Source organism: Vibrio sp. 1562 (assembly GCF_033340155.1).
In the GTDB taxonomy this organism is placed as follows: domain Bacteria; phylum Pseudomonadota; class Gammaproteobacteria; order Enterobacterales; family Vibrionaceae; genus Vibrio; species Vibrio alginolyticus.
On the sequence record NZ_JAWOVY010000003.1, the window covers coordinates 179,405 to 196,818 of the forward strand.

13 protein-coding genes and 6 tRNA genes are annotated in these 17,414 nt (G+C 43.8%); 7 read left to right on the forward strand and 12 right to left on the reverse strand.

The genetic code is table 11. The features are described from left to right. Positions 1–2: 2 nt before the first annotated feature. Together R7Z49_RS04290 and R7Z49_RS04295 are read right to left on the reverse strand one after the other, a co-directional pair. Positions 3–76, reverse strand: a tRNA-Cys gene (locus tag R7Z49_RS04290). Between the two features lie 36 nt (positions 77–112). Next, positions 113–199: transfer RNA gene (locus tag R7Z49_RS04295), tRNA-Leu, on the reverse strand. 253 nt (positions 200–452) lie between these two features. Here R7Z49_RS04295 and R7Z49_RS04300 point away from each other — a divergent pair. Together R7Z49_RS04300 and R7Z49_RS04305 are read left to right on the forward strand one after the other, a co-directional pair. Further along, entirely contained in the window at positions 453–1,430 is a 978-nt protein-coding gene (locus R7Z49_RS04300; protein WP_250155741.1) for a CHAD domain-containing protein, read from the forward strand. A gap of 69 nt (positions 1,431–1,499) precedes the next feature. Continuing rightward, positions 1,500–2,288, forward strand: a complete 789-nt coding sequence (locus tag R7Z49_RS04305) for a lipase family protein (RefSeq protein ID WP_005375991.1) — start codon at positions 1,500–1,502, stop codon at positions 2,286–2,288. A 74-nt stretch (positions 2,289–2,362) separates the two neighbouring features. Here R7Z49_RS04305 and R7Z49_RS04310 read toward each other — a convergent pair whose 3' ends face one another. The 4 genes from R7Z49_RS04310 to R7Z49_RS04325 form a co-directional block, all read right to left on the reverse strand. Beyond that, positions 2,363–2,617: a hypothetical protein gene (locus R7Z49_RS04310; protein WP_005375990.1), complete on the reverse strand. Its 255-nt coding sequence runs from the start codon at positions 2,615–2,617 to the stop codon at positions 2,363–2,365. Positions 2,618–2,747: 130 nt separating this feature from the next. Continuing rightward, positions 2,748–4,271 (reverse strand): alpha-amylase, encoded by a 1,524-nt coding sequence (gene amyS / locus R7Z49_RS04315; protein ID WP_262638439.1) that lies wholly within the window; start codon positions 4,269–4,271, stop codon positions 2,748–2,750. 307 nt (positions 4,272–4,578) lie between these two features. Beyond that, positions 4,579–4,652, reverse strand: a tRNA-Cys gene (locus tag R7Z49_RS04320). Positions 4,653–4,688: 36 nt separating this feature from the next. Then, positions 4,689–4,775: transfer RNA gene (locus R7Z49_RS04325), tRNA-Leu, on the reverse strand. 549 nt (positions 4,776–5,324) lie between these two features. On the opposite strand from R7Z49_RS04325, the gene R7Z49_RS04330 reads away from it, so the two are divergent. The 4 genes from R7Z49_RS04330 to R7Z49_RS04345 all read left to right on the forward strand — a co-directional run bounded on the left by R7Z49_RS04330 (position 5,325) and on the right by R7Z49_RS04345 (position 9,735). Further along, entirely contained in the window at positions 5,325–6,956 is a 1,632-nt protein-coding gene (locus R7Z49_RS04330) for a methyl-accepting chemotaxis protein (protein ID WP_005375988.1), read from the forward strand. Positions 6,957–7,157: 201 nt separating this feature from the next. After that, positions 7,158–8,387: an alanine racemase gene (gene alr / locus R7Z49_RS04335; RefSeq protein ID WP_005375987.1), complete on the forward strand. Its 1,230-nt coding sequence runs from the start codon at positions 7,158–7,160 to the stop codon at positions 8,385–8,387. Positions 8,388–8,698: 311 nt separating this feature from the next. Next, positions 8,699–9,430 (forward strand): AzlC family ABC transporter permease, encoded by a 732-nt coding sequence (locus tag R7Z49_RS04340; protein ID WP_005375986.1) that lies wholly within the window; start codon positions 8,699–8,701, stop codon positions 9,428–9,430. Beyond that, entirely contained in the window at positions 9,427–9,735 is a 309-nt protein-coding gene (locus R7Z49_RS04345) for an AzlD family protein (protein WP_005375985.1), read from the forward strand. The genes R7Z49_RS04340 and R7Z49_RS04345 overlap by 4 nt, the downstream gene beginning before the upstream one ends. 140 nt (positions 9,736–9,875) lie before the next feature. On the opposite strand, the gene dld is transcribed toward R7Z49_RS04345, so the two are convergent. The 6 genes from dld to R7Z49_RS04375 form a co-directional block, all read right to left on the reverse strand. Further along, positions 9,876–11,582: a D-lactate dehydrogenase gene (gene dld / locus R7Z49_RS04350; protein ID WP_318111380.1), complete on the reverse strand. Its 1,707-nt coding sequence runs from the start codon at positions 11,580–11,582 to the stop codon at positions 9,876–9,878. Positions 11,583–11,964: 382 nt separating this feature from the next. Beyond that, positions 11,965–12,867 carry a LysR family transcriptional regulator gene (locus R7Z49_RS04355; RefSeq protein ID WP_017633645.1) on the reverse strand — a complete coding sequence of 301 codons (903 nt, stop codon included), beginning with the start codon at positions 12,865–12,867 and terminating at the stop codon, positions 11,965–11,967. Positions 12,868–13,106: 239 nt separating this feature from the next. Continuing rightward, positions 13,107–13,182, reverse strand: a tRNA-Gly gene (locus R7Z49_RS04360). A gap of 37 nt (positions 13,183–13,219) precedes the next feature. Continuing rightward, positions 13,220–13,293 (reverse strand) — tRNA-Cys (locus R7Z49_RS04365). Between the two features lie 204 nt (positions 13,294–13,497). Beyond that, on the reverse strand, positions 13,498–14,952 hold the full coding sequence (gene viaA / locus R7Z49_RS04370; RefSeq protein ID WP_005375981.1) for an ATPase RavA stimulator ViaA: 1,455 nt from the start codon (positions 14,950–14,952) through the stop codon (positions 13,498–13,500). Between the two features lie 9 nt (positions 14,953–14,961). Continuing rightward, positions 14,962–16,623 carry an ATPase RavA domain-containing protein gene (locus R7Z49_RS04375; RefSeq protein WP_005375980.1) on the reverse strand — a complete coding sequence of 554 codons (1,662 nt, stop codon included), beginning with the start codon at positions 16,621–16,623 and terminating at the stop codon, positions 14,962–14,964. Positions 16,624–16,892: 269 nt separating this feature from the next. On the opposite strand from R7Z49_RS04375, the gene R7Z49_RS04380 reads away from it, so the two are divergent. Beyond that, complete coding sequence (locus R7Z49_RS04380; protein WP_005375979.1) at positions 16,893–17,408, forward strand: NUDIX hydrolase; 516 nt, start codon at positions 16,893–16,895, stop codon at positions 17,406–17,408. Positions 17,409–17,414: the final 6 nt, after the last annotated feature.

Genomic DNA, 17,414 nt, shown 5'->3' on the forward strand with positions numbered 1-17,414 from the left:
AATGGAGGCGCCTCCCGGAGTCGAACCGAGGTCCACGGATTTGCAATCCGCTGCATAGCCACTCTGCCAAGGCGCCTTTCTGATTTTTTATCTCTGTCACCAAAGATTTTGATGGTGCCCCGGGCCGGACTTGAACCGGCACAGCGCGAACGCCGAGGGATTTTAAATCCCTTGTGTCTACCAATTCCACCACCAGGGCAACGCAATCATGCGATGGGTTAGACACCATCTATCTCGCGACCTTTGCCGTGAGAACGAGGCGTACTTTAACGGATTAATTTATCTGGTCAACAAAAAATTAGTCTTTTTTATTCAAATGGTTAAAAAGACGACTCTAACGAACAAAGGGCGATCATTTTGCTTATTTGATCATCAATACGCTTTGCTTTCGTGCCTTTTAACCTTCTCATTTTATATCAATGAAGAGCCAACAAATCGCGCAAGGTAACAGTATGGGTATAAACTTAACGTGTATTTCAGAGAACAAAATAGCGCTCATCATGTTTCGAAAACCATCATTTCACTTACCCTTACATGCCGACTCCGAACTCGACTTCGTAGTGCCCCACTTCTTCCTTACTGAATTTGATTATGCACGCTCTCTGGAGCAGGGAGTCATCGACGACTTGGATCCTGAATATACACACCAATATCGCGTCACACTGAGGCGCATACGCTCACTATGCTCACTACTTCGCGAACTGATCCCTCCTTTTGAACAGCGTATTTTGAAACCTCATTTAAGAATAATGATGAAGAAAACAAATAAGCTGCGTGATTTGGACGTATTTATCTTGGACAAAAACCAATACATTGAAATGCTCCCAAATCACAAATCGTCTCTTGAGCAACTTTTTTGCTTTATAGAATCTGAACGTGCTTACGAACAAGCAAAAGTTACGCGTTGGCTAGATACACAAGAATACACAACGCACTGCACTTTGATCAGGAATAGTATGTTGCGAAGTACGCAACACGAACCAGTGGATAGCAACGTACCTGCGTTACTTTTCGCAAGCCAAAAAATCTCCGTTCAATTTAAAAAAGTTGATAAAGCACGACGCAAAATCTCGGACAAAAGTCGTGACAGCGTGATTCATTCGATGCGGATAAAGTGCAAAGCGCTTCGTTATTTGTTAGAAGGATTTTCCACGCTCTATCCTTCCCAACAGCACAAAAACAACGTGAAACAACTAAAACTATTGCAAGACAAGCTCGGTGACTTTAACGACACTTCAAGTCAAATTGAATTTTTCGCACAACTCAAAGAAACAGCAAATCTCAATAAACAAGATCGTAAGGCTTTGAAAAAGCTAATTAACGTGCTTAGCGAACATCATGAACTCTCTCGCCAAACCATCTTGACGCATTTAAGGCAGTTTGAGTCTTTCATTCGCGATACCAATACACAGAATCTCTATCGGCTCTAAATCAAGGTTCACGTATTTTTAATATTCATTAATTACAGTCAATCGTTAGGCTCCACTAAGAAAGATAACGTGAAACCATTAAAACGATACCAATACGAGCGCTATGCGGTGCTTTGTAATCTCGCCTACCCTCGCGTCTTCAGGCAAACTCAATACGGGTTCGATCCTAATGGGCAACGAGTCATTAGAAATGAACACGGTAAGATTATGATTCGCGTGCTCTGGAGTAAAAAACAGAGTGAAGTGGTCGTAGTGATTAAAGGCTCACACAGTATCAGTGATTGGTTGTTGAACTTCGCGATGTGGACGAGAAGCTGTCGAAGGTTGGGACTAAACTATCGCATTCACGCGGGTTTCTATCATCTGTTGTTCCAAGAAAGTTTACCGAGCCGGAATGAAGATCGGTTAGGGTTGACCGTGATCGAACGCCTCGAAGGTATCGTTGTACCGCTCATTCTTAGGGGAAAAAGAATCACTATTACTGGCCACTCTTCAGGTGGCGCGATTGGCAGTGTTTTTGCTGACTATATTGAGAAAAAATACCCAAAAAGCATTAAACGCGTGGTCACTTTCGGACAGCCCGCTGTCGGGGATTGGACGTTTAAGAAACGCTACCGTTTGGGGCACAAAACATACAGGATTTGTTGCGACATCGACATCGTGACCTTTATGCCGCCCGTACCTTTTTTGTATTGGCATGTAGGCAAAATGCTATGGTTATATAACGGGAGAATATACGAGAACACCCCAACGCTCATACGGCTTGGGCGCTCCTTATTTAGTTGGTTAATGCGACCGTTCTCTTATCACTTTATGAGTAAATACATTCGCGACAAAGACTTTTTTGATGAACGCTGAGTTAAACATCCGAAAGGTATGACGTACAGACACGAAAAAGCCGGACTTCGCCGGCTTTACGATTAAGTGGTGATCTACAGAGAGGCAATTTCTTTTTCAAGTTGATATTTGTTATCTGTGACAATTCGCTCTAACACTTCAACACGTCGCTTCAAGTCACCAATTTGCTTGTTAAGGTTATCTTGTTCTTCTCGGCTCATCGTATTACGTTCAGATATCTCCAACGCTCTTACTTCTTTACGATGGTTCAAGATTAACTTTATTATCCCGCCCCCAAATATGGCACCGAACACAATAGCCACAACCAATACATCAGCAATAGATTCCATTCTTTATCTTCCTCTAGATTATGCTCAAATATAAGTTACTCATTTGTAGAATGAATATCAAATAACACATTGATTCATTGAAAAGTTTTATTAAGAATTGCCTACTCTGTATCAAAATCACAAGAATGGATTATTCAACGCCAACCCAAACCGAGACAGATCCGCCGTTTACTGGGAACTCAGCCCAACCATTCGCATCAGTCCAAACTTCTTCAGTTCGGATACCCAACTTGTCTACGTAGCGAGCACTTGGTTTACCCGTATACATCCACTTCGAGCCGCCTGGTCCATCGCTCATGATCACGGCCATTGAATGTGGATGCTCTGCATCACCTTCTCGAGTCCAACCAATTACGTCCCAGTGGTCGAGATAAGAATGTTGTTTGCCATACGCATAATCTTTACGCAGTGTTACTAGCTCTTCAATGTAAGGCACTTTGACCATATTGATGTCATGCCCTTTATCACTGTACTGCGCGCCGTAGTAATCTGCATAAAACACGGATGGATAACCTTCTTCACGCAATAAGATAAACGCGTAAGCGAGCGGCTTGAACCACCAATCAACGGTTGATTCCAACGCCTGCAAAGGCTGAGTGTCATGGTTTTCTACTAAGGTAACCGCTTTGACTGGATTGTCCTTCATCAGCGTACCATCCATGATTTGACGCATATCGTAGCTACCACCCGATTTAGACGCATTATAAAAGTTCATATGTAACGGTGCATCAAACAAAGACATGCTGCCAGAGGTTTTGGTGATAAAGTTATGCAGCTGATTCACATCGTAGTTCCAGTACTCTCCGACCGTGAATAGTTCTTTCCCTGTTTTCCAACGTAGGTGATCAATCCATTCTTGCAGGTATTGATATTTGATGTGCTTCACCGCGTCCATTCTAAACCCATCAACACCAGTCATGTTGATATACCACTCACCCCAGTCTTTCAGCTCTTGCTTCACTTCAGGGTGATCCATGTCTAGATCAGCGTACATAAGGTAATCGTAGTTGCCTTTTTCCGAGCTCACTTCCCAATCCCATGCCTTACCCTCACCTTTGAATTTGAAGATAGCTTTTTCTTCGCCAGCATCGTCCCAGTCCACGCCATCAAAGTGGTACCACGTCCAATGAAAGTTTGAGTACTTATCGTTGCGCCCAGGGAAATCAAACTCTACCCACGCTTCAATCCATTTATCACCAAGTTCAATATTTCGGTTGTTCCAATCGACTCGCTTGGTGTCGACCCAGGATTTACCATCCGCACCGCCGCGATGGTTGAACACCACATCGCCATAAATCTGGATATTGTTTTTATGGGCAGTATTGATGGCGCTTAGGTACTGATCTTTGGTGCCATACTTGGTGCGCACCGAACCTTTTTGATCAAACTCTCCCAAATCGTACATATCATAAACGCCATAACCGACGTCGTTGCTACCACCAGCACCTTTATAGGCGGGCGGTAACCATAACGCAGTAAAGCCGTTGTCAGATAGTGCCGAAGCGTTGTTTTCAACTTGTGTCCAGAGTGCACCGTCATTTGGCACATACCAATGGAAATACTGCATCATGGTGCCATTTTGTGCCGCCATTACAGGCGAACTGAGCAACAAAGTTAAGGGTAAAAGTGTAGGTTTAAGGTTGAATGTTTTCATTATTTTTCTCTCACGTTAAGGACTAGAATCCTCCTTTCTGCATATACGCACCAAGCGATACTAACTATGACGCTAGCTAGGTTGCTGCCTGTAATACAAAAAGTTCGGATTACAATCGAAGAGAAACTATCACCAATCACACTATACAATTATTGAGTTGTCTAACATTTATAAAATCAATGATTAGCGCGTTAAAAATATTGAATGGTGATCAAAACATGGGAGACTTTAGGAAAGCGCGAAGGGTTACGAAAAGGTGGACTAAAAACGAAAAAAGCCAGTCATTTAAGACTGGCTTTCGAAATAGTGGAGGCGCCTCCCGGAGTCGAACCGAGGTCCACGGATTTGCAATCCGCTGCATAGCCACTCTGCCAAGGCGCCTTTCTGATTTTTTATCTCTGTCACCAAAGATTTTGATGGTGCCCCGGGCCGGACTTGAACCGGCACAGCGCGAACGCCGAGGGATTTTAAATCCCTTGTGTCTACCAATTCCACCACCAGGGCAACGCAATCATGCGATGGGTTAGACACCATCTGTCTCAGCGACCTTTGCCGTGAGAACGAGGCGTACTTTAACGGATTAATTTATCTGGTCAACAATAAATTTTATCTTTTTGATTTAAGTGCTTAAAAAGCGATCTGCCTAGTATATTTGGCGTTCAATTAGACCAATAAGCACCCGTTCCCTTTCATTAGCTATAAAGTCATACGCATACTAGTGCCCGAAACTGCTTCGAGGTAAACACGCGACTATCAGCTATGAACGCTGATCTTTTCACCGCTGTAACATCTGTAACAATTTGATTCCCTACTCTTGGCACGACTGCGTACAGAACATCATATTTTGTTACCGATAACTTTATATCGAATGTGGTCGTACCTTTATAAAATCATTGACTTTTTTTATTTTCAAACAAAGCTCAATTCATTATCGAAAATATCAATAAATAATGGTACGTTACACGAGTTGCAGTAATTTAATGGACATATATCACATATAAGGATGTGGTTTACTTTGGCGACACAACATAAGAAAAACAAGGTATATCACTAATGTCTATCAAGAATCTTTCTATAGCGAAAAAGATATCGCTATCGTTTTTACTCATTGCCATCGTCAACATTGCATTTGGCGTGTTTTTATCTACAGAGCTCAAAAGCATCAAATCTGAGCTTTTAAACTATACCGATGATACGCTTCCTGCAATGGAAAGGGTCGATTCGATTCGAGATCATTTGTCTCGCTGGCGCCGAGCTCAATTTGCTGCGTACACTTATGAAGACGCAGACCAAGTCAAAACTAAAATTTCTAACAATATTAGAGAACGCGAAAAGATCACTAGAGAGCTCAACGCTTACGGTGAAACTATCTGGCCTGGCGAAGAGCAGCAAACTTACCAGCGTCTTATGCGTCAATGGAAAAAGTACTTGGTTACTATGGACCAGTACAATGAAGCGATGCTAGCTAACGACAAAAGCAAGGCCCACCCTATTTTGGCGAACTCTTTGTCTGCTTTCGAAGCGGTTGACTCAGAGTTAGGCGAACTCATCCGTCTCCTTAAAGAAGCTATGGACAGCAACAAAACTCACATCCTGTCCTCTGTAAATGGATTGAGTAATTCTTCAATTGCAAGTAACGTGATTATTCTACTGATCATGGTAGGCATGACATACGTGCTGACTCGCCTAATTTGTGGCCCACTTAAACTTGTTGTTGAGCAAGCAAATGCCATCGCGACAGGTGATCTATCAAGTGACATTGACCGTAAAGCAATCGGCAATGACGAGCTTGGTGAACTGGCAGACGCGACCACTAAGATGCAAGATGACTTACGCCAAGTTATCGATAACGTGATTGCTGCAGTTACTCAGTTAAGCAGCGCTGTCGAAGAGATGAACCAAATCTCCGATATTTCTGCGTCTGGTATGAAAGATCAACAGCTGCAAATTACGCACATCGCAACAGCAATGACAGAAATGAAAGCGGCCGTAGCCGATGTTGCTCGTAACACTGAAGACTCAGCGAACCAAGCTAACGAAGCAAACCGACGCACACAACACGGTGTTCGTGAAACCCAAGGTATGGTTGACGCGATTCAAGAAGTTTCAAACGTAATTGGCGCTGCAGGCGATACCGTAGCAGAGCTTGAACAGCAATCGAATAAAATTAACGTGATCGTGGATGTTATCCGCGACATTGCCGATCAAACCAACCTACTTGCACTTAATGCAGCCATTGAAGCGGCGCGTGCTGGTGAGTCTGGTCGTGGCTTTGCCGTCGTTGCAGACGAAGTTCGAACTCTTGCCGGCCGTACGCAAGATTCAACGAGTGAAATCACTTCGATCATTGAGCAGCTACAATCACTTGCAAAAGACGCAAAATCAGCTACTGAACTTTCTAGAACCAGTATCTCAGAATGTGCAGAACAAGGCATTCAATCAAAACAGCTGATGAGCGACATTGAGCATTCGATTTCGGACATCTCAGACATGGGTACCCAAATCGCCACGGCTTGTAACCAGCAAGACTCTGTTGCGGAAGAGCTTAACCGCAGCATTGAAAACATACATTTGGCATCTCAAGAGGTCTCGCAAGGTTCGGAGCAAACCGCACAGGCGTGCCGCGAACTAAGCCAGCTATCCATTTCTCTTAAAGATGTAATGAGCCGCTTTAAACTGAGTTAAACTCAGTGGATACCTTAGTAGATATCAAATCAATCCCGATTTGCTTAAATTGAATGTCATCACTGAGGTATATTTAGGTATATATTAAATCACTATCTTAATAAACGCTCCAAAGCACCACTTGGAGCGTTTTACTTCGTCAGGTACTTTCCCCAAGTACTCAATAACATAACCAATACAAAAAACGCGTACGGAGACTTTATGCGCTTAAATAAAACCTTACTATCACTGACTATCGCTGCTGCAGTCGCGGTTCCTGTAATGCAAGCCACTGCCGCTCCTCTTCAAATTAGCAATACAGCAGCAAAAGCAGAGCAAGTTCAAGGTGCTAACGCTTGGCTAGAAATAAACTTAGGTCAGTTCCGCGATAATATTGAGCAGTTTAAATCGCACATGGATGGCAAAACGAAAATCTGCGCCGTGATGAAAGCCGACGCATACGGCAATGGTATCGCAGGCCTGATGCCGACTATTATCGAGCAACAAATTCCTTGCGTTGCCGTTGCAAGTAACGCCGAAGCACAAACTGTTCGCGACAGTGGCTTTAAAGGCCAACTTATGCGTGTACGCTCAGCGGATATTGGCGAGATTGAAGCCGTAATCGACCTAAATGTCGAAGAGTTGATAGGCACAGCAGAGCAAGCTAAAGCACTGTCTAAACTAGCCGAGAAAGCTGGTAAAGAAATCAAAGTTCACCTTGCTCTGAACGACGGTGGTATGGGACGTAATGGTGTTGATATGACGACAGAAGCGGGCAAGAAAGAAGCGCTAGAAATCGCTCAACAAGCTGGCGTTAATATTGTTGGTATCATGACTCATTTCCCTAACTACAATGCAGACGACGTGCGCCAAAAGTTAGCTTCATTCAAAGACAGTTCTGCATGGCTGATTAAAGAAGCGAATCTAAAACGCGACAACATTTTACTGCACGTAGCAAACTCTTACACCGCGCTTAATGTTCCTGAGGCGCAGCTTGATATGGTTCGTCCTGGTGGCGTTTTATACGGAGACTTACCAACTAACCCTGAGTACCCTTCTATCGTGTCTTTCAAAACACGCGTGGCATCCGTTCACCACCTGCCAAAAAATAGCACAGTCGGTTACGACAGCAGCTACACAACAAGCAAAGAAAGCTTAATGGCGAACATTCCTGTTGGTTACTCTGATGGTTATCCACGAAAAATGGGGAATACGGCAGAAGTTCTGATCAATGGCCAACGTGCAAAAGTTGCGGGCGTTGCTTCAATGAACACCACAATGGTAGATGTTACAGGTATCAAAGATGTTGAGCCTGGTTCTGAAGTTGTTTTGTTTGGCTCCCAACAAGGCAAAACGATTTCAGCTGCTGAGATGGAAAAACACGCAGAAGTCATCTTCCCTGAACTATACACGGTTTGGGGAAGCGCGAACCCTCGTGTCTACGTAAAATAAACCTATTCAGTTATTCGTAACAGAGCGAAAAAGCGAGCCTCGTGCTCGCTTTCTTTCTTATTTACTAATCTGTACTAGCTCGTGATGTTATCAATTAAACAGAGCTTACTATTTCTGTTGTTTTATTCTCCTTTAGCACTACCAAGCGCGACTCTCAACACTCTGTTTCTTAAAGCCGCTTGGATGGCTCAATTTTATATAGCACTTAGAGTTTGAAAGCCCCTCCAATTGATGTTAAACATGAAGTTTACAAAAGAATAACAAACACACTCGTATGGCACTGCCCCTTTGCCTGCTAGCTAGGTATCTCTATGACAGAAAATACTCAACATCTTCAACGCTCCTCCACTGAGTTGCACGAATTTAATCGGCTTGACGTCTGGAACGGCTTCACCCAACTTTTACCCCTCTCTATGTTCGTGGTCATATTTGGCCTCGCTTTCGGTGTTGCTGCGGTACAGACTGGACTAGATGTATTTCCCACTATGTTGATGAGCACACTGGTCTTCGCCGGTGCTTCACAATTTGCCACGTTAGAAATGTGGGGAGCGGAAGTCCCTTTCATTCCAGTACTTATTACTGTATTTGCGATTAATGCTCGTCACCTCTTGATGGGAGCCACACTTTATCCATGGTTACGACAACTCCCACCAACAAAACGTTACGGTGTAATGCTGGTAGCATCAGACGCTAACTGGGCAATGGCACTCAATGCATTTGGTAGAAAAGAACCAGGCTTTGGCTTGCTTGTTGGTGGCGGCTTAGCGATGTGGTCTTTTTGGATTGTGGGCACCTGGATCGGCATTTATTTTGGTAGCGCAATCAAAGATCCGGTGGGCCTCGGGCTCGATATGGTTATGGGATGCTTCCTGCTGTCTATGGTGGTGGCCGGGCCGAAAGACTTAAGAATCTTTGCGATTTGGGCCATAGCAGCAGCCTCTTCTATGTTGGCGTATTGGTATTTGCCAGAGAATAGCCACGTAGTGGTTGGCGCCATTACTGGCGGAGTATTGGGTGCTTGTTGGAAGGAGAAGAAAGCATGAACATCGAAACAACCATAGGTGGCACACTGCTTATCATCATCGCTATGGCGTTAGTCACGCTCATAACCCGCTGGGGCGGAGTGTATGTTATGTCATTCATTCCAATTAGCGAACGGGTTCAACGTTTCATTACTGCGATGTCAGGCTCCGTACTGGTTGCCCTTTTAGCTCCGCTAGCAGTAGAGGGTGATAATGGTGCTAGAGCAGCACTGTTTTCTACTGCTGTTGTCATGTTCATCGTGAAAAAGCCTCTACCAGCAATTGCAGCAGGCATCATCGCCGCCGCCGCGGTACGTGCTCTTTAGTCGCTGTTTCAACGCCGATACCAGTCATCAATAAAAGACCCAAAACACAAAGCCCTGATGTCACAAGTGTCATCAGGGCTTATCTTATGCTCATCATTTGAACGATGAACAACGATTATTAATCATAGTGAGACAGCACATTACGCACAGCAGTTACAATTGCGCTTATATTTGTCCATTTTACCAATACCAGGGTTAAAGGTATTGGTTGGGTCTAATTCGTGGTAAAACTTCTGCAACGAGTTTTCGGCTTCATACAAGTGACCCACATTATGTTCTGCTGGGTATTTGGCACCACGGCTATTGAGGTGCTCTAGCATCAGCTTTTTCATCAACTTCGTGTCAGTCCCTTTTTTGAAAATGTAATCTTGATGGAAGACGTAACACATAAAGTGACCATAATAGAGCGCTTGAACAAGGTGCTTACTCACCTCTTCAGGCAAAGTTTCTAGCCACTCTTCATCATTGCGTCGCAATGCAATATCAAGTGCAACGATGTCTTCTACGTCTTTTCGGTGAATCGTCTCGTAACGAATTGCTGCACCTGCTGCTGCAAAGCGATGTAAATAAGCTTTTTTACCCTCTTCCGGCGTACACTCGAAGAAATCACAGTCGTCTTCAACAGCCCAAACTTCTTTGAGGTATTTTTGTGCTTCAGCAATACCACCATCACTCATTTTCAATACCAGGTGATGCTCATACTTGTCACGGAAATCCAGCATTCGCTCTGGTAAGTGTTGTGGGAACAACTTGCTCGCGTAGTACAAAATGGTGTCTGGCAGATATTTACTGACAAACGGGATGCGCTCTAAGAAGTTTTCTACCTTAGCTTTGAGTGCAAACATTTTTGGCAGCTTATCTGTGCCTAACAAGTCGATTGATAAGAACACATCCTTGCCGTACTTCTCTGCCATGTTGAAGATATCTCGATGCAAGTATTCTCCCATCTCAGGCAAGTTATCAAACGTAGATAAGAAGTCTTTTCGCAACTTCGTTAGTTTCGCAGGGTCATTGGTGCCAAGGTAAAAAACCTGCTCTTTTTCGGGTACTGGGTAGCTGTCAACCCGAACGGCAAAAACACCCAACTTGCCAGCGCAGCCACTGGCTTCAAATAATCGGCGTTCATCGGCATTAAAGCGAGAAGGAATGTCAGAAGTCACGTCTCGAACACGTTCATCGTATTCCTTGTCTGATGCCATTCGCTCATCATGAATTATCTTCGCTGGGTCAAAGTTCCCTTCTTGCAGATTTGTTAGAATTTCTTCTGGCGTTTCACCTAATCCTTCAATACCAAGGTGGTTCACCAAATGTAACTGGCCTTGCTTATCGACCTGCGCGTAGATCGCCAGTTCCGTATAAGCAGGACCACGCTTAACTAGCGCACCGCCTGAGTTATTAGCGATACCACCGACCACAGTGGCACCTAGCGATGAAGAACCGATGATAGAATGCGGTGCTCGATTCACTGCCTTCAGCTCTTTTTCCAAAGAGTGTAAGCTCGCACCAGGCAAGCAAACCGCCTGCTTACCACCATCTAATAAGTGAATCTTCTTGATTTTGGTAATATTGATCACAACCACATCGCGATCATAATCATTACCACTCGGAGCTGAGCCCTCTGTTAAACCTGTTTTAGCCGCCTGCATGATAATGATGCAGTTTGCTTCAACACACTGTTTAATAATCTTCCATTGTTCTAGAAGAGTGTTAGGAAACACGATAGCAAGCGCATTACCACTACCCGAACGAAACCCCGAGCGGTAATATTTCGTTTTAACCTCGTCGGTTAGAACATTTTCTTCCCCCACGATGGTTTTAAATTCTTCAATCAGCTGCTTTTGTTTCATATCCGTATCTCTAGTTATTGTACTTCGCTCACAACACCGCTTAGCGGCAGGCATGGCGTTTGAGCCACTATAAGCAGTCCATTTCTCTGCGTCTATGTCAGGCGGACGAACAATACGTAATCAATAAACAACAAACAAAATAATTCTTTATTTTTCTGTTACTTATCTTTCACATTTGAGAAATTTAACGTAAGAAACAGACCGTTTCTTAAAAGAAACAATAGCAAAACCATTTGTTAACAGTTGTGCGGGGTATCTTGTTATCAATATTAGTGAAGAAAACGAGGAGAAGCGTAAGCTCCTAAATTTAAGAGGACTCTTAGAAATGAAGATGGAAACATAAGCTCAACACCAACATAACGATCGGTGTTGAGTTATTGGCTTAAAATCGATGGTTTTGACTTTGAAAGCTTGTGTATAGATGATCGATAAAGATCTTAATTTTTTCTGGTTGCTGACGAGTGTAAGGGTACACCGCATAAATACCCAAACATTTGGCTGTTTCGTCTTTAAATAACTGAATCAGACTGCCTTGCTTTAAGTCTTCATAAACCAATACACGCGGCACATAGATGATTCCCTGCCCTAACAGCGCCACATTTCTCAATACAGAAGAATTGTTAGTACAGAGGTTACCGTCGACGGTGATTTGATATACCTCGTCTCCATCTTTAAACGCCCACTCATGCGCTCCGGTTTCTTGGTAGGAATAGACTAAACAATTGTGTTTAGCCAAGGCTTGAGGTTGTTTAGGTATGCCATGTTTAGCTAGGTATTGGGGTGACGCGCAAATGATCCAATTTGCATCCACCAGCTTTCTTGCAATCAGACTAGAATCTGGCAACACACCCGTTCTAATTGCCAAATCAAAACGTTCATTCACGATATCGACGAAACGATTATCTAGATCCATATCGATATTGATGTCTGGGTATTTCTGATTAAATTCATTAATCACTTGAGGAAGAATTAATTCACCAGAGATAGTAGGCACCGAAATTTTAATGTTTCCAGATAAGTTTTTACCTAAACCCACAATGGATTCTTCCGCCGTTGCCACCGCTTGATAAACCGCTTTTGCATGAGTAAAAAACGCTCGTCCTGCTTCAGTCAACGTTAGCGTTCGCGTTGTTCGGTAGAGAAGCTGTACACCAAGCTCTTGTTCAAGCTTGGCAATCCGTTTACTGACGACCGATTTGGTCAGTGACATATGTCTCGCGGCAGCACTGAATGAACCTTGCTCGATCAAGTGATAAAAAATGATGTAATCGTCGGTATTTCTCATGCGTCTTCGTCAAATCCTTTGGAAGCCCGTATTGTAAACTGAAATTGGCTGAGGTGCGAAACATCGGGTCACACTTAATATCAGAAACTCGTGACAGAGATGGGGTTGCTAAGCTCACAGGTAATGAAAAAGAGATGGTGTGAATTTATCAGTCTTCAGATACAAAAAAACCAGCTTTCGCTGGTTTTAAGTTGATGCACTTGGCATCGAGATACCGCCATGGCCATATCTGAATAATTTGGAGCGACACACGAGGTTCGAACTCGTGACCTCAACCTTGGCAAGGTTGCGCTCTACCAACTGAGCTAGTGTCGCATTTATTCTCGAAAGCCATTCGCTCTCAAAAGAATAATGGAGGCGCCTCCCGGAGTCGAACCGAGGTCCACGGATTTGCAATCCGCTGCATAGCCACTCTGCCAAGGCGCCTTTTTATTACGCTTCAGGGCTCTACCCCGTTGCGTTGGTGGCTACTTTACGGATTGAGAGAAGATAGTCAAACAAAAACATTTCATTTTCTGTTCGTTTGATTTCTTTTAAGTCAATTCGACCAAAGTTCGATCTTATTGGCTTAAAACGAAGCAATATAAATCTCGCTTTCAGTTCGTTTTGTCCCATGAAACATTAAGGCGTTTAATAGTTGCTGACCCTTTTTAGCAATCTTCCCACAACATTAGGGTGATAAGACCAAGTGTGATCAAACATCGACATTAATGCAGGATTTCCGTATTTCGATAAGCTAATCGCGTGAAAACGGTTTTTCTTCGCTTTGAGCGCATCCACTTTGGCCAGTAACTCGTCTTGTTGTTTTGGCGCGATAAAGTCGGAAATGACTACCATGTCTGCGTTTTTATATTTATCACCGCTCATCAAGTCGATAGATTTAATCAAAGTTGGCTCTAAGTCTGTACCACCATGGAAGCTATAAGTTAGAAAGTCCGCCGCCTCGCGCAGACCATCTTGTTTGGTTAGTTCGTAGGTAATGTGTTCCGTAGAAAAAATAATGACATAGCAATCACGTTGCTCCGCTAGTGCGATTTGCATCAGAGCATAAGCCATGGCTTTGGCGCATTGCTCAGGAAAGCCACTCATGGAACCGGACGCGTCCACACAAACAATGAAGGGGCCTTTTTCGATATCTACCGCTTTATGGTCAGGTCGGTGAGCTTTAACTTTACGTAACGTGCGCGATTTGCCTTGTGTACGATAGTTCATGAGCCGTTTATCAACTAAGTGTTTATAGAACACAACTTCAAGTTCAGGATACGCCAAAAACATCGTTTCGTTGGGAAGTAGCTTATTTAGATCATCGCTTTCGTGAATACCGACAATATCATCCGTCGCCTCATCACTTTTCTCTTCGACCAATTGAAGTTCTTCAGTGGGCGCACGATTTAGTTCAGGATCATTTACTTGCCCCGCCATACGACCGAGTTGCTCCGCAATTTCTTGCAAGCCTTGGTGCTTCTTCAGAAACTCAGCATGGCGTTTCATCACCGTTAAGTCTGTTTTACTCAACTTGGCAGATGCCATATCCCACAGGCGCCCTACACTTTCAGCGTCACCCGACTCCGTGACTTTATCCATATTACGCATGGTTTCCATACGTTGATACAGGTCATTCAGCACCTTTTCTTTATTGGCTTCAAGCTCGCTTACTTGCGCTTGTTTTATAGCATCGGTGAGGCTTTTGTACCATTGATCACAAAAGTAATGAGGGAACATAGGGTTATTCATCCCTTTGTTCTTTTCCATCATTCGGCGAGCTTGCATGTAAAACGCAGAGTGCCATTCCAGCTTTTTAATCACATCTTCGATGTTTTCAAAAAACGCCTCTTCATCCCAATGAATAACCTCTTGATATAAAGACAGCTCTTGTTGGAAACGCTCTGTCTCACATACCTTGGTGATCCGTTTTTTGACGCTGCCTCGCCACTTTAACAAGTGACCTTTGACCGAAGATTTAACACCTCGGTTTTCTGCCATCATCATGACTTGTGAACGAGCCATCAAATCATTAACTGCGCTATCGATGATGCCGGAGTCGGCCACCATCAGCGCGAGGTTAAGTCCGTCTGCACCTAGCATGTCGTCTCCTTATGAGAAAAACTGATTTAAGTTTTTAAAGCGTTGGATAACTTTTTCACTTTCTGCTTGGATTGATTCAAGTCTCTGACTGACCTGTTGTAGACTCGACTCCATAAGGCGGGGTAGTTCAGGATCAACAAAGCTATGCGGAAGCGCATCATGAAAGTTCGCTTTCACCTTGCGCATATGGTGTTCTGCCTCACTAAGCTGATTTACGGCTTTTTCGCTCTGCGTTAACCACTTTTGGTAAAGCTCTACATCCAAGCCCTCTTGAGTCACTAGGCTAACCAAAATGCCTCGGTTCGCGATATCACGGATAACTAGGTTATTCGCCGCGTCAACATCAAATCGTAAACGGCACATGTTGGTGTTTTGATTGACGTAACCATACACATCACCGCTTCCCTCTTTAATGACTCGATCTAACTCATCTTTGGGTACATAAACCCAGCGGCTATCACCTTTTTCTGATTCTGAAACCGACATGTTGCTTTGCAAGACAACCAATTTAACTAAGTTAACGGCTGCGCCAACTTTGTACATCTTGGCTTTAGAGGTATCAAAGCGCATGGTTTCTTTACGCAAAATACCCGTGGCCGCTTCAGACGTTAACGTCATGCGGTAGGCATCTTCTAGTTCATGTTGGACATCAACCAAAGACTCACGGCAGTACTCGATTTCCTGCTCCGCGTCTTGTTGATCAAATGCATGTTTTAAGGCGAACTCTTGAACCACTTCACGTACCACATCTCGCGATTCAGGACTGTTCCATAAACAATCTTGCAGCAGTAAAAGGTCAAGCGGATTTATTTCATCGCGACCATTAAAAAACGCGCTCGCTTTTAACAACTTCACGGCTTTCTTCCAGCGGCGGTCAGAGACATACATATCGGTATTGGCCACATCACCAAACTGAGCTTCAACTTTGCTTTCTAACATCGTTTTAAGCTGGAAAAGCTTTTCGAATGCATTGTCGGTTAACGTCAATTTGTCGAGCTGTTGTTGCCATTGATGATATTCTTCATCAGTTATCGCTAGGCCTTCTGGTACTTGTGCCTCTTGCGATGTGCCCACAGTCAACATCGACTTAAAGTTTTGTTTATTCTGAATTCGATTCACAAACACACGCACCAACATGCGGTCGTAGAGCGCATCCAATCCACTATCTTCATCGGGTAATTCATTGGAAGCCGATACCAACAAGCGCATTGGCACACGCTCGATATCGCTGCCATTTTTGAATGTTTTCTCATTAACCACTGTCAGCAATGTATTAAGAATTGCAGGGCCCGCCTTCCAGATTTCATCCAAAAATACGACTTGTGCAGTTGGCAAATACCCTTTAGTTAAGCGAACATAACGGCCGTTGTCTTTTAGCTCTTGGATACTCAGTGGCCCAAACACCTCTTCAGGGGTTGAGAAGCGCGTCATCAGGTATTCGAAGTAACTGCTGTTATCGAACGCTTGGATGAGTCGTTTGGCAATTAAGCTTTTTGCAATACCAGGGGGACCTAAAAGAAAAACACTTTCACCAGCAAGTGCAGCAAGAAGGCAGAGCTTGATCGTATGTTCACGCTCATAAACGCCATCCGTTAACGCTTTCGCCAATTTATTGATGCGTTCTGAGAGAAGCGCTTTTTCGGCATTTGAGGTAAATAAGGTTTGTGTCATACGTTCTCCGGCTGCTGAAGTGGTATTGCGTTAACATTTTTATACACTTGTTATAACTTTGTTACAAATGTATTTTGTCGAATTCCCCTTATAGCAGATGCTTTTCCCCTTCTTGACGAAGCAATCAAAGTTTCCATTTATGAGACATTGCTCACTTAAAGTGCAAACGCTTTCGTCGTGTTGCAGTATTTTTTGCTTTTGTTTCCCACCATTTGTGGTTAATGTCGAAAAACGTCAAAAATGCGGTAACAGCTAGGGTTTATAACTGCATGAGCAAGATAATTCATAAATGGAAGCAAATTTCTCTGATTGAAGAAGACGTTGTGCTTCCTACAGGACAGGCAATTACGCACACCACAATCCATCATCCGGGTGCTGCGGTGATTCTCCCTATTACAGCGGAGGGTCACATTGTCCTTGTCCACCAATTTCGGCCTTCACTTAATAAATGGCTATTGGAACTTCCTGCTGGTACCAGAGAAGGCAACGAAGAGCCACTCTGCTGCGCCAAAAGAGAGTTAGAGGAAGAAACTGGGTTTAGCGCAGAGAAATTCACGTCTCTCGGCCAAGTCACCCCTCTTGCCGGATTTTGTGATGAGATACAGTATCTATTTGTTGCCGAAAAGCTCAACAAAACAAACCGTTACGAGTGCGATGAAGACGAAGTGATTGAGGTCGTCACCTTGTCAATCAAGCAACTCGAAGAAAAGATAGTCGATGGCACGATCACCGATGCCAAAACGATCGCTTGCTTAAGCAAAGCGCGCCTTTGCGGATATATTTAGGACTTT

Coding starts and splice junctions, on each gene's coding strand:
- R7Z49_RS04300 (WP_250155741.1), top strand. CDS start 453: ATGGGTATAAACTTAACGTGTATTTCAGAGAACAAAATAGCGCTCATC.
- R7Z49_RS04310 (WP_005375990.1), bottom strand. CDS start 2,617: ATGGAATCTATTGCTGATGTATTGGTTGTGGCTATTGTGTTCGGTGCC.
- amyS (WP_262638439.1), bottom strand. CDS start 4,271: ATGAAAACATTCAACCTTAAACCTACACTTTTACCCTTAACTTTGTTG.
- R7Z49_RS04330 (WP_005375988.1), top strand. CDS start 5,325: ATGTCTATCAAGAATCTTTCTATAGCGAAAAAGATATCGCTATCGTTT.
- alr (WP_005375987.1), top strand. CDS start 7,158: ATGCGCTTAAATAAAACCTTACTATCACTGACTATCGCTGCTGCAGTC.
- R7Z49_RS04340 (WP_005375986.1), top strand. CDS start 8,699: ATGACAGAAAATACTCAACATCTTCAACGCTCCTCCACTGAGTTGCAC.
- R7Z49_RS04345 (WP_005375985.1), top strand. CDS start 9,427: ATGAACATCGAAACAACCATAGGTGGCACACTGCTTATCATCATCGCT.
- dld (WP_318111380.1), bottom strand. CDS start 11,582: ATGAAACAAAAGCAGCTGATTGAAGAATTTAAAACCATCGTGGGGGAA.
- R7Z49_RS04355 (WP_017633645.1), bottom strand. CDS start 12,867: ATGAGAAATACCGACGATTACATCATTTTTTATCACTTGATCGAGCAA.
- viaA (WP_005375981.1), bottom strand. CDS start 14,952: ATGCTAGGTGCAGACGGACTTAACCTCGCGCTGATGGTGGCCGACTCC.
- R7Z49_RS04375 (WP_005375980.1), bottom strand. CDS start 16,623: ATGACACAAACCTTATTTACCTCAAATGCCGAAAAAGCGCTTCTCTCA.
- R7Z49_RS04380 (WP_005375979.1), top strand. CDS start 16,893: ATGAGCAAGATAATTCATAAATGGAAGCAAATTTCTCTGATTGAAGAA.